This is a genomic window from Rathayibacter sp. Leaf296, assembly GCF_001423045.1.
Taxonomy (GTDB): domain Bacteria; phylum Actinomycetota; class Actinomycetes; order Actinomycetales; family Microbacteriaceae; genus Rathayibacter; species Rathayibacter caricis.
On sequence record NZ_LMNR01000001.1, the window covers coordinates 1,030,557 to 1,055,733 of the forward strand.

A 25,177-nucleotide genomic window follows, 5' to 3' on the forward strand; every position below is an offset into this window, starting at 1 on the left:
GAGGGGGAGCCTCAGGAGAGGCGCTCGCCCGACTCCGCGTCGAAGATGTGCACGCGGTGGTTCGCGGTCACGTAGACGCGGTCGCCCGCGGTGGGGTGCACGCGGCCGTCGACGCGCGCGACGATGTCGGTGCGGCGTCCCTCGACCTCGGTGTGGCCGTAGAGGTAGCCGTCCGAGCCGAGCTCCTCGATCAGGTCGACCTCGATGGGGAGGCCGCCGGGCTGGGTCGAGACGGTGACGTCCTCGGGACGCACGCCGAGGGTGACGACCTTCTGGCTCGTCTTCGCGAGCGCTTCGCGGGCGATCGGGAGGACGGTGTCGCCGAACTTGACGCCGCCGTCGGTGACGTCCGCGTGGAACAGGTTCATCGCGGGCGAGCCGATGAAGCCGGCCACGAACACGTTGTTCGGGTTCTCGTACAGGTCGCGCGGGCTGCCGACCTGCTGGAGGAGGCCGTCCTTCAGGACCGCGATGCGGTCGCCCATGGTGAGCGCCTCGGTCTGGTCGTGGGTGACGTAGACCGTGGTGATGCCGAGGCGGCGCTGGAGGGTGCCGATCTGGGTGCGGGTCGAGACGCGGAGCTTGGCGTCGAGGTTCGACAGCGGCTCGTCCATGAGGAAGACCTGGGGCTTGCGGACGATGGCGCGGCCCATCGCGACGCGCTGGCGCTGACCACCGGAGAGGGCCTTGGGCTTGCGGTTCAGGTAGGGCTCGAGGTCGAGCATCTTCGCGGCCTCGAGGACCCGCGCGGCGCGCTCGTCCTTGTTGATCCCGGCGATCTTGAGCGCGAAGCCCATGTTCTCGGCGACGGACATGTGCGGGTACAGCGCGTAGTTCTGGAAGACCATCGCGATGTCGCGGTCCTTCGGCGGCACGTCCGTGACGTTGCGGTCGCCGATCAGGATGCGGCCCTCGTTGACCTCTTCGAGGCCGGCGAGCATGCGCAGGGAGGTCGACTTGCCGCAGCCGGAGGGGCCGACGAGGACGAGGAACTCGCCGTCGCCCACCTCGAGGTTGAGCTTGTCGACGGAGGCACGCGTGGCCCCGGGGTAGACGCGGGACGCGTGGTCGAAAGTTACGGACGCCATTGTTCTTGCTCCTTCACCGGCAGGTACGTGCCGGACGATCCGAGTGAATGGAATTGATGATGGTCATCGTCGTGTGGACGACGTCGGCCAACCGTCACAGTATGCCACGCGTCGGGAACCCGCCACCGCGGGCCCGGTCGCCTCCCCGAGACCGTCGCATATCCGCCGTTTGGGGGATTCCCAGGGCTCGCGCGTAGGATTCCGGCGAGTCGCGACCCGGCGACGACTTCCCCCTCTCTTTCTCGGAGTGTCCTTGTCATGACCAACGGCGGAGCCAACGACCGTCTCTCGAAGAACCAGCGTCGAGAGGCAGCGAGGGAGAAGGCCCGACGGCTCCGTGAGCAGCAGAAGCGCCGCGACCGCGCGGGCCGCCTGCTGCTGCAGGGAGGCCTCGCCGTCGTCGTGATCGCCGTCGTCGCGGTCGTCGCCCTGGTCCTCGTCCCGAACCTCCGTCCCGCCGACGTCGGCCCGGGCCCGGCGAACATGGCCAGCGACGGTCTGGTCGTGGGAGAGGGGCTGATCGCTCAGACCTCCGACCCCGTCCCGGCGAGCGGCACTCCCAGCCCGAGTGCTCTCGACACCTCCACTGGCACCGTCGACATCCGCGTCTACGTCGACTACCTCTGCCCCTACTGCGGCGAGTTCGAGACGACGAACGGCGAGCAGATCAAGGAGTGGGTCGACAGCGGCGCCGCCACCGTCGAGATCCACCCGATCGCGATCCTGACTCCGCGCTCCAACGGCACCAAGTACTCGGAGCGCGCCGCGAACGCCGCCGCCTGCGTCGCCGACTCCTCGCCCGACTCCTTCTTCGACTTCAACTCCCTCCTGTTCGAGAACCAGCCCGCCGAGGGGACCGACGGCCTGTCCGACGACGAGCTCAAGGGCTACGCCGCCGACGCCGGAGTCGAGGACACCGCCGCGGTCGACTCCTGCATCGACGACGGCTCCTTCACGAGCTGGGTGCAGGCGGCGACCGAGCGCGCCACCTCCGGACCCCTGCCGGGCTCCGAGGTCGAGAAGGTGTCGGGCACGCCGACCGTCCTCGTGAACGGCGAGGCGTACTCCGGCTCGCTCACCGACCCCGAGGCGTTCAGCTCGTTCGTGCTCGCCGCGGCGGCCGACACGTACTCCTCCGCGACGCCGACGCCGACTCCTGCCGCGGGCTGACCAGAGGCGCAGACAAGAGAAGGGCACGTCCGGTTCGACCGGACGTGCCCTTCTCTCGTTCGCCCCGGTGACAGCGCGCGGGCGCGCGGCAACAGACGAGCCGGAGGGCTGCACGGGAGGCGAGACGTGGAGCCGACGACGGGACTCGAACCCGTAACCGCCCGATTACAAGTCGGGTGCGCTACCAATTGCGCCACGTCGGCAGGTGCGCCCGGAGGCACCGGGACAGACTATCGCGGGCGCCGCACCGCGATCGGGGCGGCGCCCGCGGGCGTCATGGCTGCAGGACGCTGAGGTGCTTCTCGGCCGGGGTGGGGCGCTTGGGCCCGCCGATCTTGCCGTCGGGCCGCCCGACGTAGAGCCAGCCGAGCAGCTCCTCGCCCTTCTCGAGGCGGTGCGCCTTCCGGACCGCCTTCGCCCGGGTGTAGGAGCCGGTGCGCCAGAAGACGCCCCAGCCCGCCTCGTCGAGCAGCAGGCTCAGCAGGTGCGCGACGCCCGAGGCGACCGCCTCCTGCTCCCAGTCCGGCACGCTCGACTTCTTCGTGCTCACCACGACGGCCAGAAGGAGGGAGGCGCGGTGCGTCTTCTCGATGTACTTCCGCGGGTCCTTCTTGGCCCCCGACGCCGCGGCGAAGCTGCGCCCGATACGGTCGCGGGCCGCGCCCCGGATCTCGATGACCCGCCAGGGGCGCAGCGAGCTGTGGTCGGCGAGACGCGACGCCGCCGAGACGTACGTCGCGATCTCGTCGTGGCCCGGTGCCTCCGCCGTCACCTTGGAGCGCGATCGTCGCGCGAGGACGGCGTCGAGCACCGGGGTGGACACGGTCACTCGCTCTCGGCCTGGAACTCGAGGGCGATCGAGTTCATGCAGTACCGGTCGCCGGTCGGGGTGCCGAAGCCGTCGGGGAACACGTGGCCGAGGTGCGAGCCGCAGTTCGCGCAGCGCACCTCGGTGCGCACCATGCCGAGTGTGCTGTCCTCGATCAGCTGAACGGCATCGGGGTTCACCGACTCGTAGAAGCTCGGCCATCCGCAGCCGGAGTCGAACTTGGTGCCGCTCTGGAAGAGCTCCGCGTGGCAGGCGGCACAGGTGTAGAGGCCGGAGCGGTGCTCGTCGAGCAGCTCGCCGGTCCACGGACGTTCGGTGGCGGCTTCGCGCAGGACGGCGTACTGCTCGCGGTCGAGCTCCTCGCGCCACTCGGCGTCGGTCTTGTTCACGGAATACGACGACATGGGTCTCCCTAGGATTGCTCGCCAGTTTACGGGGGAGGTCGCTCCCCTCCTCTCTCGTAAACTCCCAGCCGTGCAGGCGAATTCCGTGATCTCGAAAGCGTGGAGCGAACTCTCGACCGAGGAGGTGTACGCCTTCGCGCGGCTGCGGACCGACGTGTTCCTCCGGGAGCAGCGCGTCGACGACGACGAGCTGGACGGCCGCGATCTCGAGCCGACCGCGCGGCACTGGTGGATCGCCGACGGGCGCGGGACCGCCGCCTACCTCCGCACGCTCGTCGACGCCGAGCCGGAGCACGCCGACGCGCACCGCGTCATCGGCCGGGTCGTCACCCGTGCCGACAGGAGGGGCGAGGGGCTCGCGCACGCGCTCGTGCAGGCGGTGATCCGGCGCCACGGCGACGAGGCGATCCTCCTGCACGCCCAGTCGCAGGTCGCCGGCCTGTACGCCCGCTCGGGCTTCATCGCGTTCGGCGACGAGTACCAGGAGGCGGGGATCATGCACGTGAGCATGTACCGGAGCGCCTCCGCGGAGTCGGCGGCGGGCGTGCCTACCCTGGACGGATGAGCGGGACGACGGGAACGGCGCGGAGCACGAGCGCGTCGAGCGCTCCGCTCTCCGAGCGCGACCGGGAGGTGCTCGACTTCGAGCGCGACTGGACCTCGCGCTCCGGTGACAAGGAGGACGCGATCCGATCCAGGTTCGGGCTCTCGGTCGCCCGCTACTATCAGGTCCTCGGCGCGGTCCTCGCCTCTCCCGCGGCCCTCGCCCACGACCCGATGCTCGTGAAGCGCCTCCTGCGCATCCGCGACGGGCGCTCCGGCGCCCGCGCCGCGCGGCGCCTCGGGCGCCCCGAGTAGACCCGCTGCTCGCGCAGACCGCAACGGAAGGCCGGCTCCGACCTCGATGTCGAACACGCACCCGAAGGACCGCTTCGACGAGATCCCCGCGACGGAGGGACGCGTCGGCGCGCACCGCCGGCCGCCCGCCCCGCACGCCCGCCTCATCGCCCTCGCCTGGGCGGCGCTGGCCACCGGAGTGATCGTCCTCCTCGGCTTCATCGGCCTCCTCGTGATCGACAACCGGGTGCAGTTCGACGACGTCTTCACCGCTCCCACCGGCATCGCCGACGCGACGCCGGAGGTCGCTCCGACGGTGGACCCGTCCCTCCAGATCGCCGTGCTCAACGGCACCCCGACCGCCGGGCTCGCTGCCAGCGCCGGCGACGTGCTGACGACGGACGGCTGGACGGTGCCGACGGTCGCGAACGCCAGCTCCGAGGACCAGGCGGCGACGACCGTCTACTACTCCGACCCCGCGCTGCAGGGAGCCGCGCTCGGCCTGGTCGAGTCCCTCGGAGTCGGGGCTCTGGTGCAGGGGGACGAGTTCATCGAGACCGGCGATCTCGTCGTGGTCCTGGGCACCGACTACCCCGTCGGCTGAGCCTCGGGACCTCGCTCCGACGCGGGCGAACCCCGCCGTCACCGGGTCTTCTGTTTCCGGCACGTTTAATCCGTGTTGAATCGCGGACAACTCTTTCCCGAACGCGCGATCACGCCGTTTCCGGGCCTGTACCGCGGATTAGTATCTCGACTCGGAGGCACGCGCGCATCGCTCGTGTCGAGGGCAGCACAGTACTTGGGAGTGGAAATGGCGAACGGAACCGTCAAGTGGTTCAACGCTGAGAAGGGCTACGGCTTCATCACGGTCGACGGCGGCGGGCAGGACGTGTTCGTCCACTACTCCGCGATCGACATGTCGGGATACAAGGTCCTCGAGGAGGGCCAGCACGTCGCCTTCGAGGTCGGCACCGGATCGAAGGGACCCCAGGCGGAAGCGGTGCGCCTGGTCTGACCCGGCGCTCGATCCAGGAGCCGTCGCCCGCCCCGTGCGGACGGCGGCTCCTGTCGTTCCTCCCCGTGTCGCGTCGCTTGCACTCGTCACCCGCGAGTGCCAGAATCGCTCTTGGCACTCGGTTCATCCGAGTGCCAGGAATGAAACTTTCTTGACGTCCGGGAGGGACGAGAAACACACATGGCCAAGATCATTGCTTTTGACGAAGAAGCCCGCCGCGGCCTCGAGCGTGGACTCAACACTCTGGCCGACGCGGTCAAGGTGACCCTCGGCCCGCGCGGCCGCAACGTCGTGCTCGAGAAGAAGTGGGGCGCTCCCACCATCACGAACGACGGCGTCTCGATCGCCAAGGAGATCGAGCTCGACGAGCCCTACGAGAAGATCGGCGCGGAGCTCGTCAAGGAGGTCGCCAAGAAGACCGACGACGTCGCCGGCGACGGAACCACCACGGCGACCGTCCTCGCCCAGGCCCTGGTCCGCGAAGGCCTGCGCAACGTCGCGGCCGGCGCCGACCCGATCACCCTGAAGAAGGGCATCGAGAAGGCCGTCAAGGCCGTCACCGCCGAGCTCATCGCCGGCGCCAAGGCGATCGAGACCAAGGACGAGATCGCGGCGACCGCCTCCATCTCGGCCGCGGATCCCGAGATCGGCGCGATCATCGCCGAGGCGATCGACAAGGTCGGCAAGGAGGGCGTCGTCACTGTCGAGGAGTCGAACACCTTCGGCACCGAGCTCGAGCTCACCGAGGGCATGCGCTTCGACAAGGGCTACCTGTCGCAGTACTTCGTGACCGACCCCGACCGCCAGGAGGCGGTGTTCGAGGACCCCTACATCCTCATCGTCAACTCGAAGGTCTCGAACATCAAGGACCTCCTCCCCGTCGTCGACAAGGTGATCCAGGCGGGCAAGCAGCTGCTGATCATCGCCGAGGACGTCGACGGTGAGGCGCTGGCGACCCTGGTCGTCAACAAGATCCGCGGCATCTTCAAGTCCGTCGCCGTCAAGGCCCCGGGCTTCGGCGACCGCCGCAAGGCCCAGCTCCAGGACATCGCGATCCTGACCGGCGGCCAGGTCATCTCGGAGGAGGTCGGCCTCAAGCTCGAGAACGTCACCCTCGACCTCCTCGGCTCGGCCCGCAAGGTCGTCATCACCAAGGACGAGACCACCATCGTCGAGGGCTCCGGCGACGCCGAGGCCATCGCCGGTCGCGTCGCGCAGATCCGCGCCGAGATCGAGAACACCGACAGCGACTACGACCGCGAGAAGCTCCAGGAGCGCCTCGCGAAGCTCGCCGGTGGCGTCGCGGTCATCAAGGCCGGAGCGGCGACCGAGGTCGAGCTCAAGGAGCGCAAGCACCGCATCGAGGACGCCGTCCGCAACGCGAAGGCCGCCGTCGAGGAGGGCATCGTCGCCGGTGGTGGCGTCGCCCTCATCCAGGCCGGCAAGCTCGCGTTCGACAAGCTCGAGCTCGTCGGAGACGAGGCGACCGGTGCGAACATCGTCAAGGTCGCCATCGAGGCGCCGCTCAAGCAGATCGCGCTGAACGCCGGTCTCGAGCCCGGTGTCGTCGCCGCCAAGGTCCGCGAGCTGCCCACCGGACACGGCCTCAATGCCGCGACCGGCGAGTACGTCGACCTGATCGCCGCCGGCATCATCGACCCGGTCAAGGTCACCCGCTCGGCGCTGCAGAACGCGGCGTCGATCGCCGGCCTCTTCCTCACCACCGAGGTCGTCGTCGCCGACAAGCCCGAGAAGAACCCGGTTCCGGCCGGCGACCCCACGGGCGGCATGGACTTCTAGTCCGGCCCGCACCACGCGCTGAAGGCGGTTCCCCTCCGGGGGAGCCGCCTTCCGTGCGTTCCGGGTGCTCCCGGCCGCGCGCGGACGGCGGCTCCGTCGTGCTCGACGCTCAGGAGCCGAAGAGGCGCGCGTTCGCCTGCTCGGTGTCGGCGTACTGCTGCGCGGCCGTGCCGAGTGCGAGCGTGATCGTGGCGAGGCCCTCGTCGACCTGCGCCTGCGTCGACCGCCAGACTCCGACGACGCCCTGGAAGGCGTTCGAGGCCTGGCCCTGCCAGACCGCCTCGAGCCCGGTCAGCTGCGCGAGCAGCCCCGACACCTCGGTCTGGATGCGGTCCATGTAGCCGTGCGCGGTGCCGGTCATCGTGGTCATCGCATCGATATCGGTCTGGTAGCGGGTCATGGGGGGAGTCCTCTCGTTCCGGTGAGCGCCGATCGGCGCGTGCGAGAACGGTAGGACTCCCGGCGTCTCCGCCGGTGGCGCTCAGACCGAGGCTGGGGAGGATTCGCCGTTCGGGCCCACGGTGAGGAGGGGCAGGGCGACGCGGAAGGTCGCTCCGCCGCCCGGGGTCTCGACGACGTCGACCCGGCCCTTGTGCGCGGCCACGATGGAGGAGACGATCGCCAGCCCCAGACCGCTGCCGCCGGTCTCACGGGTGCGGGACGTGTCCGCGCGCCAGAAGCGCTGGAAGATCTTCTCGCGGATCTGCGGCGGGATGCCCTCGCCGTGGTCGATGACCTCGAGGAACGCGAGGCGGCGCGCGCGGTCGACCGCGACTCCGATCTCGATCGGGGTGTCCTCGGGGGTGTACCGCACCGCGTTGCCGATCAGGTTCGTCAGCACCTGACGGATCTTGTTCTCCTCGGCCATGACCAGTGCGGGGAGTCCCGCCTCTTCGGGAGCGGGCTCGGCCGTCCCTGCGGCGATCTCCTCGGCCTTCACGCGGCTGGGGCGTCGGCGGAGTCGGGCGAGGCGGGCGCCGGCGGCGGCGATGGGACCGGTCAGCCCGGCGGCCGCCGTCTGCAGCGGCTGCGTCTCGGCTCCGGGGAGCTCGTCGTCGTCGAGCGCCGGCGTCTCGAGGGGGGTGTCGTCACGGGTCTCGACGCCGAAGTCACGGTCGGGCCAGGAGGCCATCGCGTCCATGGCTGCGTCGCGCGCGAGGGGCATCAGGTCGACGGGGGCGAGAGCGAGCGGCTTCGTCTCGTCGAGGCGGGCGAGCTCGAGCAGGTCCTCGACGAGGCCGCCCATGCGGATCGCCTCCTTCTCGATGCGCTCCATCGCCTGGCCGACGGCCTCGGGCGTCTGGAGAGCGCCCATCCGGTACAGCTCGGCGTAGCCGCGGACCGAGACCAGGGGCGTGCGCAGCTCGTGGCTGGCGTCGCCGACGAAGCGGCGCATCTGATCGATCGTGCGCGCACGGTCGCGGAACGCGGTGTCGATCCGGCCGAGCATCGCGTTGAGGGACCGGTTCAGCCGCCCGACCTCGGTGTTGGGCGTGGTGCCGTCGAGCCGCTGGCTGAAGTCGCCGTCGGCGATGGCGGCGGCGGTGCGCTCGACCTCGCGCAACGGGGCGAAGGTGGTGGTGACGAGCAGGCGCGTGAGCATGGCGCCGATCACGACGATCGCGACTCCGAACCCCAGGAAGATCGTGAGGTAGATGGTCATGATGTTGTCCACGCCGCGCGTGGACGTGGCCAGCAGCAGCGTCTGGACCTGGTTGCCCTGCGAGTAGGTCGTCGCGACGAAGTGGTACTCGATCTTGCCGTTGACGCTCTCGATCGTGGCGCGATCGTCTCCGAGATCGAGGGCCTCGTCGAGCGTGAACCTCGTGGGGAAGGCGGGGTCGTTCGGGCCGATCGCCGTCGAGTCGCCCTGCACGCCCTCGGAGTCGTAGACCGCGCCGACGTAGAGGTTGTCGTCGTCGCTCAGACCCGCCTCGCCCTTGGCGCTCAACGTGTTGGCGACCAGCTGCGCCTTCACCGCGAGATCGCGGTCGAGCTGCGAGATGAGCTGCGGCTTCAGCATCGTCATGGTCCCGATGCCGGAGACGAGGAGGCCGAGGGTGAGCAGCAGGACCGTCACCGCGGTGATCTTGGTCCGCAGGGAGATGGAGTTCCACCGCTCGGCCAGGGTCTGGTGCATGGCGGTGGGACTCCCTCGATGGCGGAACGGCGGCCGCCCCGCGAGGGGGCGACCGCCGGGGTGCGGGGCTCCGGGCTCCGCGACGTCGATCAGGACTCGGAGGCTAGGCCTTCGCGACCTTCAGCATGTATCCGAATCCTCGCTTGGTCTGGATGAGCGATTCCTCCGAATGCGTGTCGAGCTTACGTCGGAGGTACGAGATGTAGGACTCGACGATGCCCGCATCGCCGTTGAAGTCGTACTCCCACACGTGGTCGAGGATCTGCGCCTTGCTGAGCACGCGGTTGGGGTTGAGCATCAGGTAGCGGAGCAGCTTGAACTCGGTGGGGCTGAGCTCGACCGGCTCGTCGCCGACCAGGACCTCGTGGGTGTCCTGGTCCATCGTCAGCTCGCCGGCGCGGATGACCGCGTCCTCCTCGGCGTGCATCGTGCGGCGGAGGATCGCCTTGATGCGCGCGACGATCTCGTCGAGGCTGAACGGCTTGGTGACGTAGTCGTCACCGCCCACGGTGAGACCGGTGATCTTGTCCTCCGTGTCGTCCTTCGCCGTGAGGAAGAGGATGGGGGAGGTGTAGCCCGCCGACCGCAGGCGCTTCGTGACGCCGAACCCGTTCATGTCGGGCAGCATGACGTCGAGGATGATCAGGTCGGGCTCCTCCTCGAGGACGGCCGAGATGGCCTGCGCGCCGTTGCCCACCGCACGCACGGCGAAGCCGGCGAAGCGGAGGCTCGTGGTGAGCAGGTCTCTGATGTTGGGCTCGTCGTCGACGATGAGAATGCGGGGTCCGTCCATGAGGACATCTTCTGCGCGTTGCCTGAACGGAATCTGGGAGCCGAGTGGTGGGCGGCTCGACACCGCCCCGGTGCCGTCGGTGCGATCAGGACGCGCGGCGTCGACGCACTCCGACGACCAGCATCGCGATCATCATCAGGAAGGCGATGGGCAGGCCCACGAGGGGGACGGCGAAGACGAACTGCCACAGCGGACCCTCGTACCGCTCGACTCCGAGGAGGGGCGCGAGGAGGATCGCGAGGAACGCGAGCACCGTGACGGCGATGATCGCGATGAACATGTAGGCGAGGGTGCGCTCGGCGCGTCCGATGCCCGCCGGCTGCTGTGGCTTCACCCCCCAAGGATAGGCCGCACCGGAGAGCCTCTAAACTGGTGGTTGCTTCGATTCCAGGAGGGGTTCTGCATGCCTACCGGCAAGGTCAAGTTCTACGACGAGGAGAAGGGCTTCGGCTTCATCAGCACTGATGACGGCCAGGAGGTCTTCCTGCACGCTTCCGCGCTGCCCTCGGGGACCGCGGTGAAGCCCGGCACACGCCTCGAGTTCGGCATCGCCGACGGCAAGCGCGGGGCTCAGGCCCTGACCGCCCGGGTCATCGAGGCGCCCCCCAGCATGGTGAAGATGAACCGCAAGTCGGCCGACGACATGTCGGTGATCGTCGAGGACACCGTCAAGCTGCTCGACGGCATCGGCACGGGCCTCAAGCGCGGTCGGTACCCCGACAAGGCGCACGGCCGCAAGATCGCGGCGCTGCTGCGCCGGGTGGCGGACGAGCTGGATGCCTGACGTCGACGGCACGACCGGCGACCTCGCGTCGTCCGAGGGGGAGGAGTCCCTCCTGCCGACCGGCACCGCCGGTGCTGCCGCGGATGACGCGACCGAGCCCGAGGGCGCCGATGCGTCGACCGTCGAGGCGGCTTCGTCGATCGTGAGCGCCGACGTCTCCACCGAGGGAGAGGGGACGACTCCGGAGGCCTCCGCCGAGCTCTACGAGCCTCGGGCCGAGTCCGATGCGGAGTCCGGGCTCCCGGCCGCCGTGGACGAGTCGGCCGTCGAGAGCGCGACGGGAGGATCCGAGTCGGAGGCCGACCTCGTGGTCGACGGCTCCGAGCCGGGGAACGAGGACGTCGTCGAGGACGAGCCCGTCGAGCCCGTCCACGAGCTCGACGCCGTGCTCGCCGACTCCGAGGACCGTGCCCGCGAAGCGCTCGCCGACGTCGCTCCGCTCGGAACCATCGGGCCGCTGGTGGCGACGCTGGCGCAGGGCGAGCACGTGGTCTCGCTCCAGTTCGCGAACCTCATGCGGGGCTACCCGGGATGGCTCTGGACGGCGACGCTGTCGCGCATCGACGAGACCGAGGACGTCAACGTGCTCGAGGTCGAGCTGCTGCCCGGCGAGGGAGCGGTGCTCGCTCCGGACTGGGTGCCGTGGACGGATCGCCTGGCGGACTACCGCGCGGCGCAGGACGCGGCCGGCGAGGAGTCGGACGACTCGGACGAGGACGACTCGGACGAGGACGACGACGAGGCGGACGAGGACGCTCCCGACTCGGAGGACGAGTTCGACGACCAGGTCGTGCTCGACGACGACGACGACTCGGATGACGACGACGACGACGACTCGGACGACGACGACTCGGACGACGATGACGACTCCGATGACGATGACGAGTCCGACGATGACGACTCCGACGACGACGACGACGATGACCACGACGATGACGACGACGACTCCGACGACGACCGGGATGACGACGACCGCTGAGTCGGCGACTCCCGTGGTGACAGCGGGGGAGGGGGCGGCGTGATCGGCATCGACACGCTCGTCTCCTACCCCGACGGCGCCACCTCCTCCGAGGGGGAGATCGTGCACCTCGAGGTGGTGGAGGAGGGCCGCTGGGCGGTCGTCCTCGACGCGACGGCCGCTCATCCCGTCGACCCGACCTGGCCGGACCAGGGACCCGACGAGGGCGTCCTCGTGGCGGACGGCGTCCGCTACCGCCTGCTCGACTGCCGCATCGCGGCGTGGGACGGGCGCACCCTGCATCTCGGCGACCGGCTCCCGGTCCGCCTCGGCACCGAGGGCTGGGTCTTCGTCGTCGCGCACGTCGTGGCCGACGCGTCCGCGCTCGCCGAGGGGCAGCGGATGCGCGTCGAGGTCGACAGGGCCCGCCGCGATGAGCTGTCGCGCGGGCACACGGCCTGCCACCTCGCCTCGCTCGCCCTGAATGCGGCGCTCGCCGACTTCTGGAGCAAGCCCGTGCGGACCGACTCCCTCGGCAGCCCCGACTTCGATCAGGCCGCGATCCAGTCCTCCCTGATCCGCTCGTCGGGGTCGACCGACGTCTACCGGCTCGGGAAGAGCCTCCGGCGCAGCGGTTTCGACACCGCCCGGCTGCAGGAGGCTCTGCCGGAGATCGAGGAGCGGATCGACGCCCTGCTGGCGGAGTGGACGGCGGAGGACGCCTCCGTCGCCATCGAGCGCGAGGACGAGCTGCTCGGCACCCGCCGGACCTGGCGGTGCCTGCTCGCAGCCGGCGAAGCGTCGATCCCGTGCGGAGGAACGCACGTCGGGAGCCTCGCGCAGCTCGGCGCCGTCTCGGTGGAGCTGTCCGTCGATCCGGTCGCGGCGACGCTCACGATGGAGACGGACGCCTCCTGAGCCCTCAGCGGCGGTTGCGGCTGTAGAAGAGGCCGATGGTGCCGAGCACGACGCCGATGACGGCGGTCGACAGCACGAGCGGAGGCACGTCGACGCCGACCGAGGCCGCCACGAGGACGCCGATCAGCGCCGCGACCCAGACGAGGCAGCCCACGAGGAGCGCTCGCGCGTCGTCGCTCGGGTAGGGCGGAGGACTCGGTCGACGCTCCTCCTCGCGGAGCCACAGCCTCATCCTCCGCCCGCCCCTCAGTCGGCCAGGCGCTCGATGACGTGGTCGATGCAGTTCAGCAGCGACCGGACGTCGTCGGGCTCGATCGCCGTGAAGGTGGCGATGCGCAGCTGGTTGCGCCCGAGCTTGCGGTACGGCTCGGTATCGACGATGCCGTTGGCGCGGAGGATCTTCGCGATCAGCGCGGCGTCGATCGACGCGTCGAAGTCGACGGTGGCGACGACCTGCGAGCGGTGCTCGGGCACCTCGACGAAGGGGGTCGCGACGGACGAGGCCTCGGCCCAGTCGTAGATCGCGGACGAGGACTCGGCGGTCCGCGCCGACGCCCAGGCGAGGCCGCCGTTGCCGTTCATCCAGTCGAGCTGCGACTCCATCAGCAGGAGCGTCGCGAGCGCGGGCGTATTGAGCGTCTGGTTCAGGCGCGAGTTGTCGACGGCGTTCTTGAGGCTCAGGAACTCGGGGATGTACCGCCCGCTCGCCGCGATGCGCTCGACGCGCTCGACGGCGGCGGGGGAGAAGAGGCCGAACCAGAGGCCGCCGTCGCTGGCGAAGTTCTTCTGCGGCGCGAAGTAGTACACGTCGGCCTGCGAGGCGTCGAAGTCGATGCCGCCGGCGGCGCTCGTCGCGTCGATCACGGTGAGCGCGCCCTCGTCGCCGTGGACGCGCGTGACGGGCGCCATCACTCCGGTCGAGGTCTCGTTGTGCGGCCAGGCGTAGACGTCGACGCCCTCGAGGACCTCGACCTCGCTCCGCGAGCCGGCCGGGGCCGAGATCACGTGCGCCGGCTCGAGGAACGGCGCGGACGCGGCCTTCGCGAACTTCTGGCCGAACTCGCCGAAGGTCAGGTTCTCGGCGCGGCGCTCGATGAGCGAGAAGGCGGCCGAATCCCAGAACGCGGTCGAGCCGCCGTTGCCGAGCAGGACCTCGTAGCCCTCGGGGACGTCGAACAGCGTCGCGAGGTGCTCGCGCACTCGGCCGACCAGGTTCTTGACCGGCGCCTGCCGGTGCGACGTGCCGAGGAGGTGCGCGCCCTCGGTCGCGAGGTGCGCGAGCTGGTCGTGCCGCACCTTGGACGGGCCGCAGCCGAATCGTCCGTCGTGGGGGAGGAGCTCGCGAGGAATGGTGACGTCCGGCATGCGTTAATACTAGGGTTCCCGGCTCGCCCCCTCCTTCGAGTGACGAAGGCCTGGCGCCGTGCGGCTTCGCGGATGTTGCGACACGGTGCCCAGTAAGGTTGAGCGCGCCGAGACGGGAAGGCTGAGATGACGGATCTGATCGACACCACCGAGATGTACCTGCGCACCATTCTGGAGCTCGAGGAGGAGAACATCATCCCCCTCCGTGCGCGCATCTCGGAGCGTCTGAGCCACTCGGGACCGACCGTCTCGCAGACCGTCGGACGCATGGAGCGCGACGGTCTCGTGGTCGTCTCCGGAGACCGCCACCTCGAGCTCACCACCGACGGGCGCCGCAAGGCGATCCACGTCATGCGCAAGCACCGCCTCGCCGAGCGGCTCCTCCACGACGTCATCAAGCTCGACTGGGAGTTCGTGCACGAGGAGGCCTGCCGCTGGGAGCACGTCATGAGCGAGCAGGTCGAGCGCCGACTCCTCGAGATGCTCGACCACCCGACCGAGTCGCCCTACGGCAACCCGATCCCGGGTCTCGACGAGCTCGGCGACACCCCGGCGTCGCGCTTCGCGGACGGCGTCATCAGCCTGCCCCGCTTCGTCGCCGGTTCGACCGAGCCCAAGCGCGGAGTGGTCCGTCGTCTCGGGGAGCCGGCGCAGGTCGATCCCGAGCTGCTGCTCCAGTTGAAGCAGTCGGGCGTCATGCCCGGAGCCGAGGGCGAGTTCTCGGCCCTGAACGGCTACGTCCTCGTGCGCATCGACGGCGCGGAAGCGGGCATCGAGCTCCCCAACGAGGTCGCGGCGCACATCTTCCTCGTCGTCTGACGACGGGTGCCCGAGCGGCGCCTGGGCGAGCGCTGGATGCGCTCCTAGCGCATCCCGGGACAGCTCGCACGCCGATGTCGTGATCGGGCCGCGTCGAATGGTGACAAATCGGTAACGGTCGCATACGCTCTGGGGAGCCCTGCATCCGGACCCCGGTTCCAGGGCGCGGAATCCGACGTCCCCCTGCCCGTCTCGGACCACCGTGAACATCGATGCTTCGTGCATGAGACGGGACAGCCGCCTGGGCTGACGGGACGCGGAGGTCCACCCCTTTGGCCGAGAACGACACCACCGGCAGCCCCGACCGGTACCGCTCCACCCACCCGAACAGCCCCCGCAGCACCGCCTCCTTCGAGAACCAGCCGCCCGTCGTGCGCGCGCGGTTCCACTCCGAGGCTCCCGTCGCCCGCCGTGCGGTCCCGACCGCTCCGGCCCGCCAGCGCGACGTGACCGACTTCGTCCCGTCGCCCGCCGGCACCCCGCGCCGGCACCGCGGCCGGAAGCTCGGCAAGGTCGCGATCGTCGGGTTCGCCGGCGCGCTCGTCGCGACCATGGCGCTCCCCGCCTACGCGTTCTCCCCGGGGACCGACGTCGACAGCCCGTTCGCCGCGTCGCAGGCCGACCTCCTCCGTCAGGGCGAGGCGCAGACCGTCGCCGTCGCGGGCAGCGTCGTGCAGGCCGCGATCGCGCGCGACGGCTTCTCGGCAGAGGCGGCTCCTCCGCCCCCGCCGCCCCCCGAGCCGGAGCCCGTCGTCGAGCCGGTCGCCGACACCTCGGACGTCGAGACCGCCCGCGCGGAGACCGCCGAGACGTTCAACTCGTACGACGGCGCGTCGGCCGCCGAGCTCGCCGCGTCGGCGCCGACCACCGGCTACAGCCTCTCGGCCGTGTACAACACCGCCCTGCAGTACCAGGGCGTGCCCTACGTCTTCGGCGGAGCGGACCCGAGCGGCTTCGACTGCTCCGGTCTCGTCATGTACGTCTTCGCGCAGTACGGCATCTCGATGCCGCACTCCGCAGCGGGACAGGCCGCGATGGGCACCCGGATCCCCGTGTCGGAGGCGCAGCCCGGCGACCTGGTGATCATGCCCGGTCACGACGGCTTCTACGCGGGCAACGGCAACATCCTGCACGCGCCCTACGCCGGAGCGAGCGTCCGCGTGCAGCCGATCTGGACGTCCGACTACTACATCGTGCGCATCCCGGGCTGAGCCCGGACGCCCGTCGACGAGCCCGCTCCCTCTCCGGGGGCGGGCTCGTTCGCGTCCGCGGGGGACGCGGTGTGAAATGCGGATGACGAATTCGGGCGAACCTCTGGTGTTTCGCGCCGGAAGGAATACTCTGAACCCCACTCCGCCGTACCAGCGGAGCGGTTCGTCGAGGGACGGAGTGCCGGGATGACCGAGCGGAACGGGCACCACTGCGTGGGGCTGCGTTCGCGCGTGCGGCGGACCGACTCGATCCGGGCGGGGATCCTCTCCGCCTCGGTGCACTCCTCCGACACTCGGATACGCCACCACGACTCGACGCGGTGCTCAGCCGCGGCCCAGAAGGGCGCCGTCCACGCGACGGCGCCCTTCTTCGCGTCCGGGGTGCTGCCGCGGTGCGACGGACGACGCCTGTTCGGAGGTCACTGATGCGCACTCTGGTTCTCAACGCGGGCTACGAGCCGCTCGCGGTCGTCTCGTTCAAGCGGGCACTCGTCCTGCTGATGACGGAGAAGGCGACCGTCATCGCGGCCGACGAGGACAATCCGGTGCACGGGGCGACCGGCGACTACGTGCGGCCGTCCGTGATCCTGCTGACCCGCTACGTGCGGATCCCGAACTCGCGGACGGTGCCCGTCTCGCGGCGCGGGGTGCTGCGGCGCGACAACCACCGCTGCGGCTACTGCGGGATGCACGCGAACACCATCGACCACATCCAGCCGAAGTCGCGGGGCGGACGGGACACCTGGGAGAACCTCGTCGCCTGCTGCCACCGCTGCAACAACACCAAGAGCGACCGCACGCCCGCCGAGATGGGCTGGCACCTGCGCACGGTACCGCGCGTGCCGCGTGCCGGCTCCTGGCTCGTGCGCGGAGCGGAGCGCATGGAACCGGAGTGGAACGGCTACCTAGCTCCGGCCGCCTGAGCTGCGAGATGCCACTCCGGTACGAGTCTGCCGGCGTGCCGCGTACTGAAGTGGCATCTCGCGGGGGCTCCATGGGACGCGAGCAGTGTTCTACCGGACGCGGTGCGAGGGGCGTTCTCCGCAAGGCGGAGGAGGAAGCGATGCCGGCGGTATCGCGCCCGACGACAACGCCGTGGAGGGCGTCCCTCGCGCCGCGTCATTCGTTGTCGCCTCCGGTCGCCGTGCTGGCGTTGCCGGAGCGCTCGCCGGACCAAGTCCAGTTCGCGACCTCGGGGAGGTCCTCGCCGAACTCGCGGGTGTAGGCGCGGGCGCGGATGCGGGCGTCCTGCATCTCCTGGCGGAGGCCGGCGGCGCGGGCGCCGAGTCCGGGGGTGCGGTCGATGACATCGATCACCAGCGAGTAGCGGTCGAGGTCGTTCAGCATCACCATGTCGAACGGAGTGGTGGTGGTGCCGTTCTCCTTGTAGCCGCGCACGTGCAGGTTCTGGTGGCCGGTCCGCTTGTAGGTCAGGCGGTGGATCAGCCACGGGTAGCCGTGGTACGCGAAGACGACGGGGCGGTCGGGGGTGAAGACCGCGTCGAACTCGCGGTCCGAGAGGCCGTGCGGGTGCTCGGACTCGGACATCAGGCGCATGAGGTCGACGACGTTGACCGTGCGGATCGCGAGGTCCGGGAGCTTCTCGCGCAGGATGCTCACCGCGGCGAGGGTCTCGAGGGTCGGGACGTCGCCCGCGCAGGCGAGCACGACATCCGGGGACTCGCCCTGCCGCTCGTTGCTCGCCCACTCGAGGATGCCGAGGCCGCGGGTGCAGTGGGCGACGGCCTCGTCCATCGTCAGCCAGGCCGGGGCGGGCTGCTTGCCGGCGACGACCACGTTGACGTAGTCGACGCTGCGGAGGCAGTGGTCGTAGACCGAGAGCAGCGTGTTGGCGTCGAACGGCAGGTAGACGCGCACCACCTCCGGCTTCTTGTTGACGACGTGGTCGATGAAGCCGGGGTCCTGGTGGCTGAAGCCGTTGTGGTCCTGGCGCCAGACGTGGCTCGAGAGCAGGTAGTTGAGGCTCGCGATCGGTCGGCGCCACTCGATCTCGCGGGTGCCGTTCAGCCACTTCGCGTGCTGGTTGAACATCGAGTCGATGATGTGGATGAAGGCCTCGTAGCAGGTGAAGAGCCCGTGGCGGCCGGTGAGGAGGTACCCCTCCAGCCAGCCCTGGCACTGGTGCTCGGAGAGCACCTCCATGACCCGGCCCGCGCGGGCCAGGTGGTCGTCGAGCGGGCTGAGCTCTCCCTCCCACTGCTTGTCGGTGGCGGCGTAGACGCTCTGCAGGCGGTTGCTCGCGACCTCGTCGGGTCCGAAGATCCGGAAGTTGACGGGGTTGGCGCGGATGACGTCGGCGAGCCACTCGCCGAGCACCTTCGTCGCCTCGGCGACCGTGCCGCCGGGGGACTCGACGACGACCTCGTAGCGGCGGAAATCGGGCAGGTTCAGGGTCTGCCGCAGGAGGCCGCCGTTGGCGTGCGGCGTGGCGCTCATCCGCAGCTCGCCCTCGGGAGCGAGGGAGCGGACGCGCTCGGCGATCTCTCCGCTCTCGGTGAAGAGCTCCTCGGGGCGGTAGGAGCGGAGCCAGTCCTCGAGCAGACGGGTGTGCTCCTCGGTGTCGCGGGCGTTGGCGAGCGGCACCTGGTGGGCGCGGTAGGTGCCCTCGACCTGCACGCCGTCGATCTCGGCGGGGCAGGTCCAGCCCTTCGGGGTCTTGAGGACGATCATCGGCCAGGCGGGCCGCGTCAGATCGCCGGCGGCGGCGCGCTGCTTGATCGCGGCGATGCGGTCGAGCACCGTGTCGAGCACCTCGGCGAAGCGCTCGTGCACGCGCATGGGATCCTCGCCGTCGAAGCCGCCCTCGACGAGGAAGGGCTCGTGCCCGTAGCCGCGGAGGAGGCTCTCGAGCTCCTCGTGCGGGATGCGCGCGAGGATCGTGGGGTTCGCGATCTTGTAGCCGTTCAGGTGCAGGATCGGCAGGACCACTCCGTCGGTGGCGGGGTTCACGAACTTGTTCGAGTGCCAGCTGGTGGCGAGCGGGCCGGTCTCGGCCTCGCCGTCGCCGACGACCGCGGCGACGAGCAGGTCGGGGTTGTCGAAGGCGGCTCCGTAGGCGTGGCTCAGCGCGTAGCCGAGCTCGCCGCCCTCGTGGATGCTGCCCGGGGTCTCGGGAGCGGCGTGGCTGGGGATGCCGCCGGGGAAGCTGAACTGGCGGAAGAGCTTGCGCAGCCCGTCCTCGGACTCGTCGATGTGCGAGTAGATCTCGCTGTAGGTGCCGTCGAGGTAGGCGTTCGCGACCATGCCGGGGCCGCCGTGGCCGGGGCCCGTGATGTAGAGGGTCGACTGGTGGCGCTCGCGGATGGCGCGGTTGAGGTGCGCGTAGATCAGGTTGAGGCCGGGAGTCGTGCCCCAGTGGCCGAGAAGGCGCGGCTTGATGTGATCGCGGGTGAGCGGCTCGGTGAGCAGCGGGTTCGCGAGCAGGTAGATCTGGCCGACGGCAAGGTAGTTGGCGGCGCGCCACCAGGCGTCGACGGTCTCGAGGGTCTCCGGCGTCAGCGGGGCGTCCGCGTCGCGGGCGGCCCAGGTGTGCTCGGAGGCGGAGGGGAGCGCGGTGATCGAGGATGCGGCCATGACGCCACGCTCGCATCCGGCCGCCCCGCGCGGTAGGGCCTTGCGGCGCTCGCGCTCGGGACGGTCGGATGCGATCGCTTCAGCCGCGGGGTGTGGCGCGGCGGAGGATCAGCCAGCCGCTGAGCGCGGCGATCGCGGTGGGCACGAGGAGCAGCGCGAATCCGCCGGTGGGGCCGACGGCGTCGACGGTGCGCCAGACGACGTCCCAAGAACCGGTGAGGCTGATCAGGGCGATCGCGGCGACGGCCAGGGCGCCCAGGCCGATCCAGAGGACCGTCATGCCGAGGGCCCGCCACCGCACGTACACGGAGGCGGCGGCGGCTCCGACGAAGAAGAAGAACAGGAACAGGACGAAGACGCCGAACGCCCGCTCGATCCACGAGATGTCGCCGAAGCCGACGACCCGGAACAGGATCCCGCCCATGCCCCAGCCGTTCGTCGCCGACTCGATCGCGGCCATGACGGTGTAGAGCGCGGTCCAGCCGGCGGAGAGGAGGAGGAAGGTGAGAGCGCTGCCCCAGTAGAAGTCGCGCCGCGTGGATCCGTAGCCCAGCGCCAGGCCGAAGGTGATGTTCACCGCCTGGATCGCGACGACGAGCATGTAGATGAAGATGAAGGCGCCGGGTCCGGACACCTGCACGCCGGACTCGCCGCCGGCGCGGTCGACGCCGATCGTGCGGAGCACGACCCAGAAGATCGCGAGGCTGCCGAGGAAGATCGCGGCGAGGATCCCGAGCGGCGTGTAGAGCAGCGTCGCCGGGTTGGCGAAGTGCAGGCGGACTATGCGGAGCAGGCGGTCGGAGCTGCCGAGGCTCCGCACAGGGGCGGTGGTGGTCATGATGCGTCCTTCCCGGAGGGGGTGGTGCTCGTGAGCTGCACGACGAGTTGCTGGAGGGAGACGGGCTCGAGCTCGAGCCCGAGGGCGGCCGCCTGTGCGCGCTCGGGGGCGTCGAGGCGGGGGAGCGTGGCGGAGGCGAGGCCGCCGACTCCGCTGCGGGAGAGCACCTCGCGGCCGGCGGTGAAGGAGTCGACCGCGCTGCGGGTGCCGACGACGGTCGCGGCCGAGCCGCGCAGCTCCTCCGCATCGCTGTCGACGACGAGCCGGCCGTCGTCGATGACGAGGACGTGCTCGAGCAGGTTGCTCACCTCGTCGATCAGGTGAGTGGAGAGGATGACGGTGCGCGGGTGCTCGGCGAAGTCGGCGAGCAGGCGGTCGTAGAAGAGCTGGCGGGCGACCGCGTCGAGTCCGAGGTAGGGCTCGTCGAAGAAGGTCAGGGGTGCACGGGAGGCGAGCCCGACGATCACGCCGATCGCCGAGAGCTGCCCACGGCTGACCTTCTTGACGCGGCGGTCGAGCGGCAGGCGGAACTCCTCGACGAGCTGGTGCGCGAAGTCGTCGTCCCAGCCCTCGAAGAACCAGCGGGCGCTGCGCAGGACGTGCTTCACCTTGAAGTCCTCGGGGTACTTCTGGCTCTCCTTGATGAAGCAGGTGCGCGAGAGCACGGCGGCGTTCTCGACAGGAGACGAGCCGAAGACGCGGATGTCGCCGGAACTGGCGAACTCCTGACCGGTGAGGAGCGACATCAGCGTCGTCTTGCCGGCTCCATTGCGGCCGAGGAGGCCGTGGATCCGGTTCTCCTCGAGCGTGAAGCTCACGTCGCTGACGGCGTGCATGCTGCCGTAGTGCTTGCTGAGGCCGGCGACCTCGATGACCGCGCTCATCGCGATCCCCCTTCGCTGATCATGGTGGCGAGCTCCTCGCGGGTGAGGCCGAGCTTGGCGGCCTCGGCGAGCAGCGGTGCGACGAACTGGTCGCGGAACTGGGTGCGGCGCTTCTCGACCAGCCGGTCGCGGGCGCCCTCGGCCACGAACATCCCGATGCCTCTCCTCTTGTAGAGGACCCCGTCGTCGACGAGCAGGTTCACGCCCTTGCCGGCCGTGGCCGGGTTGATGCGGTGGAACGCGGCGAACTCGTTGGTCGAGGGGACCTGGGTCTCTTCGGGGAGCGCCCCCGCGATGATGTCGTTCTCGATCTGCTCGGCGATCTGCAGGAAGATCGGCCGGGAGTCGTCCATGGGTGCTCCTTCCTGCTGGGCGGTGGTTCGGTGGTTAGTTGGTGCAGTAACTAACCAAGCAGGTCTGTCCGGTGCTGTCAACCGCGGGCTGCGAGCTCGGCCCGGCCGACGGGTACACTGGCTCGGCCAGCCTCTGTAGCTCAATGGAAGAGCGACTCCGTCCTAAGGAGCAGGTTGGGGGTTCGAGTCCCTCCAGGGGCACCCACAGGTCGTTACTAAAACCCTTGCTAGAGAAAAACGCCGGATCGGCGCCGATCTCGGCCTCCAGGAAGCTGGTGAGGGTCCGAGCACCACTCTTTCGAGTGGTGCTTTTTTCGTGTGCGGAGAGCTGAACGGCGGACGAGGCGATCGTGGCGAACGGCTCGTTCAACTCGACGGTGATGGTCTCGTCCGCGTGAACGAGAACACGCGCGAGGAAGACTTGATTGAAGAGCCTCTTCACGTGGTCGGGTGCCCAGCCGTAAGCGCTGGCACACTCCGCGGTCACCTCGAGGGCGAGCCGGATCGCGTGCTCGACATCGGCCACGTCCTGGGTGAGCCTCGCTTCGTCTCGCTCGGCGATTGTCCGCTCAGCGCGGATGCGGTCCTGCTCCTTCTTGAACAGGTCGAGCGAGATCGCGTCTGCGTAGTGAGCCTGAAGGAGCCGCAGCTGCTCGCGTTCGAGACGCTCTAAGTCCGTCTTGATCTGTGCTCGTCGGCGCTCGGCGTCGCCTCGAGTGGCCACGAGCTCGTCGTCGAACAGGCGCTCGAGGTCGGCGCGAGCTATGCGGTCGAGCCGGAGACTCTTCTTGTATACCTCGACGACCTTCTCCTCCACGACGTGGATGAGGACGGCCTTCTGTGTGCAATCGTTCCACTTCGCCTGACGCGCTGAGCAGTAGAAGTAGAGGTAGATCTCGCCCGACTTCGAACGAGTCATCTGCACAGTTTGTAGGAATGTCCCGATCTACGAGCCCGTAGAAATTTCCATTTGAGTGGATTTCCGGTAATGCCCGGCACTGAGTAATTCGATTCCTGGGTGAAGCCGGACTGGCGACCAAAACGGCCAGGCGGCCGTCCGCCCCCAGCGCGCGCTCCCATCTTTTTTGATTTGTTGCAGATAGGTGCACCAGAACTATCATGGTTATCATTATCATGTGCGCCGTAAAAGAGGCCGTACGCACTAGCGAGCGGTCTTTTTTGTTGAAACCGGTACGAAGGTAGAATTACCTAATGCATTTGCAAGCGACGTCACTTCTGTCGACCATTTTGCATTGGCCGGTGCTGCAAGGCTCCCGGTACGTGTTCTGTGCGCTTTTCGCGGAACCACTACCTCTGAAAATTTATCCACAGATCGAAATTGCTAGTAGTGTGTCATAATCAATGCATTCAATGGGGGACGGGTCGTATGCAGATCAGCAAAGTACAAATCAAGAATTATCGGAGTCTTAAAGATGTGTCGATCGACTTCGATGACTACATTGCGCTTGTTGGCGCAAATGGGTCGGGCAAGTCTTCGGTGTTGTACGCCCTCGACTGGTTCTTCAACGGCGGCACCATCTCGGCTTCAGATGTAAGCGGCTATGTCGAAGGGCAGATGGCACCCGAAGATTGCTTCGTAGAAGTGGCCGTGACATTCACTGGTCTAACGGATGCTGACCGCAAGCGACTAAAGGAATACGGTCGAGGCAGGTCGGCCACCTTCAGGCGAACGTGGCGAGTAGGTGAGAAAGAAAAGATCGTAGGCAATGCTATGCAAGGTCCAGGGTTTGCGGAGATTCGTGCGATGACGAAAGTCACGGATCTACGTCCTGCCTACGCAAAAGCGCGGGACACCTTGACCGATCTCGTTGACCTTGGCTCCTCTCCGACGAAAGTCCAGATTACCGAGGAGCTTTCGCGATGGGAGTCTAATCTCACCAATTCCGACCAACTCGAGGCTGTGGCTGACAATGACGCCAATCACATGTTCGGTATTAATGGCGCAAATGTGATGCGCGAATGTGTTCGTCTTGTACTGGTTCCGGCCGCAACTAATATCTCATCGGACGTAGGGTCGGCAGGAAAAGGATCAACATTGAACGAGTTGATCGGAGCCTTAATGGCGGAAGCCGGAGCGCGAGCTCAAGCGGAGTGGTTCGTGGAGAACGAAGACGCCATCAAGGAATTGAAGAAAAAGATCACGTCCAGCGTTGAAGGTTCGACCCGTACCCAAGCGGAGCGGGTAAACCAGCGCCTCAATGCATTGATACCAAATGCGAAAATCGATCTCACTCCGAAGGTCCCCGATTGGACGCCGAAGTCTGAAGCTGTTGTCAGCACAGATGTGACCATTGACGGTGTAACTAATGATATTGGGCGACAGGGTCACGGAGTGCAGCGAGCAGTAATGATCTCGATGTTTCAGGCTCTGGTTCCGGACGACGAACTCACGAGGAGGAATCACGAGCCGCTAGACGGAGAGGATGAAGCGGATACTGCGCAACGTTTGGTCGAGGAGCTCGCGAACCTACCTGTACTGATCGTCTGTATCGAGGAACCTGAGATTTATCAGCACCCGATTCGTGCACGTGCCTTCGCGCGCACTTTGACTGAGCTCAGCAAACAGGTTAATGTCCAGGTGGTTATTGCGACCCATAGTCCCTACTTTGTGCGCCCAGACTATTTCGAGTCACTCCGGCGATTCACTATTTCCGCAGGTGTCAGTGCAATCGCTAGCACGAGCGCTTCGGCTATTGCGGCCGCAACAGGTCTTGCTTCCACAAAAATAAGCAAGGTTGTTGAGAAACGAGTGCCGACTGAATTCTCAGAAGGCTTCTTTGCTGATGCTGTTGCGCTAGTTGAGGGCGAGACGGACCGCGCAGTGCTGGAGGCAATTTGCGCGCGACTCGACTTAGACCTAGATGCTCGAGGCCTCTCGGTCCTGGAGGTATCAAGTAAGGAAGCGATTCGGATTCCCCGAGAGATTCTTACTGCTCTGGGGATTCCCGTATTTGTGGTAGCCGATGGAGACTTTGAGGGCGCGGCACGTAAACACCCGACGGATACTGCGAAGCAAGCTGATGCGCATGGTTCCCACAAGAAATCCACGGAAGACATAATCGCGTGGCTGCCTGCAGCTACTTCTCGGGCAGGAGCAACTCCTCATGTGTTCGGCGCTCCAACAACGGTGTCAGACAAATACATCTTCTGGCACGATGACCTGGAGGGCGAATTGGCTGCATGGCCCTCGTTTGTCACAGAACTCACAGCCAACGGTGGAGACGTCGTTTCACGTTCGAAGAAGGATCTCTACGCCTATCGCAATGCAGTTATAGATGCAGATTTGGCAGACTTGCCTCAACTGTTGAAGGACGCTGCCACCGCGTTGGCCGAGTTCAAGTAGGTGCCGCGAGTCG

General features: G+C 68.1%; 27 protein-coding genes and 2 tRNA genes. 15 read left to right on the top strand and 14 right to left on the bottom strand.

The features are described from left to right. Nucleotides 1-11 precede the first annotated feature (11 nt). Nucleotides 12-1,088 carry an ABC transporter ATP-binding protein gene (locus tag ASF46_RS04750; RefSeq protein ID WP_055787700.1) on the bottom strand — a complete coding sequence of 359 codons (1,077 nt, stop codon included), beginning with the start codon at nucleotides 1,086-1,088 and terminating at the stop codon, nucleotides 12-14. A 258-nt stretch (nucleotides 1,089-1,346) separates the two neighbouring features. Between ASF46_RS04750 and ASF46_RS04755 the strand changes: the two genes are divergently transcribed. Then, nucleotides 1,347-2,258 (top strand): DsbA family protein, encoded by a 912-nt coding sequence (locus tag ASF46_RS04755; RefSeq protein ID WP_056866598.1) that lies wholly within the window; start codon nucleotides 1,347-1,349, stop codon nucleotides 2,256-2,258. Nucleotides 2,259-2,385: 127 nt separating this feature from the next. On the opposite strand, the gene ASF46_RS04760 is transcribed toward ASF46_RS04755, so the two are convergent. From ASF46_RS04760 to msrB, 3 genes are all read right to left on the bottom strand, one after another. Continuing rightward, nucleotides 2,386-2,461, bottom strand: a tRNA-Thr gene (locus tag ASF46_RS04760). A gap of 71 nt (nucleotides 2,462-2,532) precedes the next feature. Continuing rightward, the gene (locus ASF46_RS04765) at nucleotides 2,533-3,087 is read right to left on the bottom strand and encodes a nitroreductase family protein (protein WP_082485250.1); all 555 of its coding nucleotides are present in this window, start codon (nucleotides 3,085-3,087) and stop codon (nucleotides 2,533-2,535) included. Further along, nucleotides 3,084-3,491, bottom strand: a complete 408-nt coding sequence (gene msrB / locus ASF46_RS04770; protein ID WP_055787708.1) for a peptide-methionine (R)-S-oxide reductase MsrB — start codon at nucleotides 3,489-3,491, stop codon at nucleotides 3,084-3,086. The genes ASF46_RS04765 and msrB overlap by 4 nt, the downstream gene beginning before the upstream one ends. Before the next feature lie 70 nt (nucleotides 3,492-3,561). On the opposite strand from msrB, the gene ASF46_RS04775 reads away from it, so the two are divergent. From ASF46_RS04775 to groL, 5 genes are all read left to right on the top strand, one after another. Then, nucleotides 3,562-4,056 (top strand): GNAT family N-acetyltransferase, encoded by a 495-nt coding sequence (locus ASF46_RS04775; protein ID WP_235576853.1) that lies wholly within the window; start codon nucleotides 3,562-3,564, stop codon nucleotides 4,054-4,056. Beyond that, nucleotides 4,053-4,349, top strand: coding sequence for a DUF3263 domain-containing protein (locus ASF46_RS04780; protein ID WP_056866599.1), 297 nt, complete (start codon nucleotides 4,053-4,055; stop codon nucleotides 4,347-4,349). The genes ASF46_RS04775 and ASF46_RS04780 overlap by 4 nt, the downstream gene beginning before the upstream one ends. A 46-nt stretch (nucleotides 4,350-4,395) precedes the next feature. Continuing rightward, nucleotides 4,396-4,932, top strand: coding sequence for a LytR C-terminal domain-containing protein (locus ASF46_RS04785; RefSeq protein ID WP_056866600.1), 537 nt, complete (start codon nucleotides 4,396-4,398; stop codon nucleotides 4,930-4,932). A gap of 207 nt (nucleotides 4,933-5,139) precedes the next feature. Beyond that, a complete protein-coding gene (locus tag ASF46_RS04790; RefSeq protein WP_055787717.1) occupies nucleotides 5,140-5,343 on the top strand; it encodes a cold-shock protein in 204 nt (67 codons plus the stop codon). A 180-nt stretch (nucleotides 5,344-5,523) separates the two neighbouring features. Next, nucleotides 5,524-7,143: a chaperonin GroEL gene (gene groL, locus ASF46_RS04795; protein WP_055787720.1), complete on the top strand. Its 1,620-nt coding sequence runs from the start codon at nucleotides 5,524-5,526 to the stop codon at nucleotides 7,141-7,143. A 109-nt stretch (nucleotides 7,144-7,252) separates the two neighbouring features. On the opposite strand, the gene ASF46_RS04800 is transcribed toward groL, so the two are convergent. From ASF46_RS04800 to ASF46_RS04815, 4 genes are all read right to left on the bottom strand, one after another. Beyond that, nucleotides 7,253-7,543, bottom strand: coding sequence for a WXG100 family type VII secretion target (locus ASF46_RS04800; RefSeq protein ID WP_056866601.1), 291 nt, complete (start codon nucleotides 7,541-7,543; stop codon nucleotides 7,253-7,255). 81 nt (nucleotides 7,544-7,624) lie between these two features. Beyond that, nucleotides 7,625-9,283: a sensor histidine kinase gene (locus tag ASF46_RS04805; protein ID WP_056866602.1), complete on the bottom strand. Its 1,659-nt coding sequence runs from the start codon at nucleotides 9,281-9,283 to the stop codon at nucleotides 7,625-7,627. A 103-nt stretch (nucleotides 9,284-9,386) separates the two neighbouring features. Next, entirely contained in the window at nucleotides 9,387-10,076 is a 690-nt protein-coding gene (locus ASF46_RS04810; protein WP_055787731.1) for a response regulator transcription factor, read from the bottom strand. A gap of 85 nt (nucleotides 10,077-10,161) precedes the next feature. Then, complete coding sequence (locus ASF46_RS04815; protein WP_230671768.1) at nucleotides 10,162-10,410, bottom strand: hypothetical protein; 249 nt, start codon at nucleotides 10,408-10,410, stop codon at nucleotides 10,162-10,164. Nucleotides 10,411-10,479: 69 nt separating this feature from the next. Here ASF46_RS04815 and ASF46_RS04820 point away from each other — a divergent pair, with 69 nt between their 5' ends. From ASF46_RS04820 to ASF46_RS04830, 3 genes are read left to right on the top strand one after another with little or no spacing between them, the layout of a single operon-like run. Beyond that, a complete protein-coding gene (locus tag ASF46_RS04820) occupies nucleotides 10,480-10,860 on the top strand; it encodes a cold-shock protein (protein WP_055787734.1) in 381 nt (126 codons plus the stop codon). Further along, the gene (locus ASF46_RS18750; RefSeq protein WP_082485251.1) at nucleotides 10,853-11,839 is read left to right on the top strand and encodes a DUF3027 domain-containing protein; all 987 of its coding nucleotides are present in this window, start codon (nucleotides 10,853-10,855) and stop codon (nucleotides 11,837-11,839) included. The genes ASF46_RS04820 and ASF46_RS18750 overlap by 8 nt, the downstream gene beginning before the upstream one ends. Before the next feature lie 39 nt (nucleotides 11,840-11,878). Beyond that, on the top strand, nucleotides 11,879-12,736 hold the full coding sequence (locus tag ASF46_RS04830) for a hypothetical protein (RefSeq protein ID WP_056866603.1): 858 nt from the start codon (nucleotides 11,879-11,881) through the stop codon (nucleotides 12,734-12,736). 4 nt (nucleotides 12,737-12,740) lie between these two features. Here the strand turns inward: ASF46_RS04830 and ASF46_RS04835 are convergent, their stop codons facing one another. Together ASF46_RS04835 and serC are read right to left on the bottom strand one after the other, a co-directional pair. Next, a complete protein-coding gene (locus ASF46_RS04835) occupies nucleotides 12,741-12,968 on the bottom strand; it encodes a DUF2530 domain-containing protein (RefSeq protein WP_056866604.1) in 228 nt (75 codons plus the stop codon). Nucleotides 12,969-12,982: 14 nt separating this feature from the next. Beyond that, entirely contained in the window at nucleotides 12,983-14,101 is a 1,119-nt protein-coding gene (gene serC, locus ASF46_RS04840) for a phosphoserine transaminase (protein WP_056866605.1), read from the bottom strand. Between the two features lie 126 nt (nucleotides 14,102-14,227). On the opposite strand from serC, the gene ASF46_RS04845 reads away from it, so the two are divergent. The 3 genes from ASF46_RS04845 (at nucleotide 14,228) to ASF46_RS04860 (ending at nucleotide 17,054) form a co-directional block, all read left to right on the top strand. Then, nucleotides 14,228-14,920 (top strand): metal-dependent transcriptional regulator, encoded by a 693-nt coding sequence (locus ASF46_RS04845; protein ID WP_055787743.1) that lies wholly within the window; start codon nucleotides 14,228-14,230, stop codon nucleotides 14,918-14,920. Between the two features lie 272 nt (nucleotides 14,921-15,192). Next, entirely contained in the window at nucleotides 15,193-16,131 is a 939-nt protein-coding gene (locus ASF46_RS04850; protein WP_056866606.1) for a C40 family peptidase, read from the top strand. A gap of 425 nt (nucleotides 16,132-16,556) precedes the next feature. After that, nucleotides 16,557-17,054, top strand: coding sequence for an HNH endonuclease (locus tag ASF46_RS04860; protein ID WP_056866608.1), 498 nt, complete (start codon nucleotides 16,557-16,559; stop codon nucleotides 17,052-17,054). A gap of 196 nt (nucleotides 17,055-17,250) precedes the next feature. On the opposite strand, the gene ASF46_RS04865 is transcribed toward ASF46_RS04860, so the two are convergent. From ASF46_RS04865 to ASF46_RS04880, 4 genes are all read right to left on the bottom strand, one after another. Next, nucleotides 17,251-19,725, bottom strand: a complete 2,475-nt coding sequence (locus tag ASF46_RS04865; RefSeq protein ID WP_157602210.1) for a phosphoketolase — start codon at nucleotides 19,723-19,725, stop codon at nucleotides 17,251-17,253. Nucleotides 19,726-19,804: 79 nt separating this feature from the next. Continuing rightward, the gene (locus ASF46_RS04870) at nucleotides 19,805-20,563 is read right to left on the bottom strand and encodes a hypothetical protein (RefSeq protein WP_056866609.1); all 759 of its coding nucleotides are present in this window, start codon (nucleotides 20,561-20,563) and stop codon (nucleotides 19,805-19,807) included. After that, nucleotides 20,560-21,447, bottom strand: coding sequence for an ABC transporter ATP-binding protein (locus ASF46_RS04875; RefSeq protein WP_056866610.1), 888 nt, complete (start codon nucleotides 21,445-21,447; stop codon nucleotides 20,560-20,562). The genes ASF46_RS04870 and ASF46_RS04875 overlap by 4 nt, the downstream gene beginning before the upstream one ends. Then, a complete protein-coding gene (locus tag ASF46_RS04880; protein ID WP_055787762.1) occupies nucleotides 21,444-21,800 on the bottom strand; it encodes a GntR family transcriptional regulator in 357 nt (118 codons plus the stop codon). Before ASF46_RS04880 ends, ASF46_RS04875 begins: the two co-directional genes overlap by 4 nt. Before the next feature lie 129 nt (nucleotides 21,801-21,929). On the opposite strand from ASF46_RS04880, the gene ASF46_RS04885 reads away from it, so the two are divergent. From ASF46_RS04885 to ASF46_RS18755, 3 genes are all read left to right on the top strand, one after another. Further along, a tRNA-Arg gene (locus tag ASF46_RS04885) sits at nucleotides 21,930-22,001 on the top strand. 193 nt (nucleotides 22,002-22,194) lie between these two features. Beyond that, nucleotides 22,195-22,473: a hypothetical protein gene (locus tag ASF46_RS19560; RefSeq protein WP_056866611.1), complete on the top strand. Its 279-nt coding sequence runs from the start codon at nucleotides 22,195-22,197 to the stop codon at nucleotides 22,471-22,473. A 714-nt stretch (nucleotides 22,474-23,187) separates the two neighbouring features. Then, nucleotides 23,188-25,164, top strand: coding sequence for an AAA family ATPase (locus ASF46_RS18755; protein ID WP_082485252.1), 1,977 nt, complete (start codon nucleotides 23,188-23,190; stop codon nucleotides 25,162-25,164). The last annotated feature ends 13 nt before the right edge of the window (nucleotides 25,165-25,177 follow it).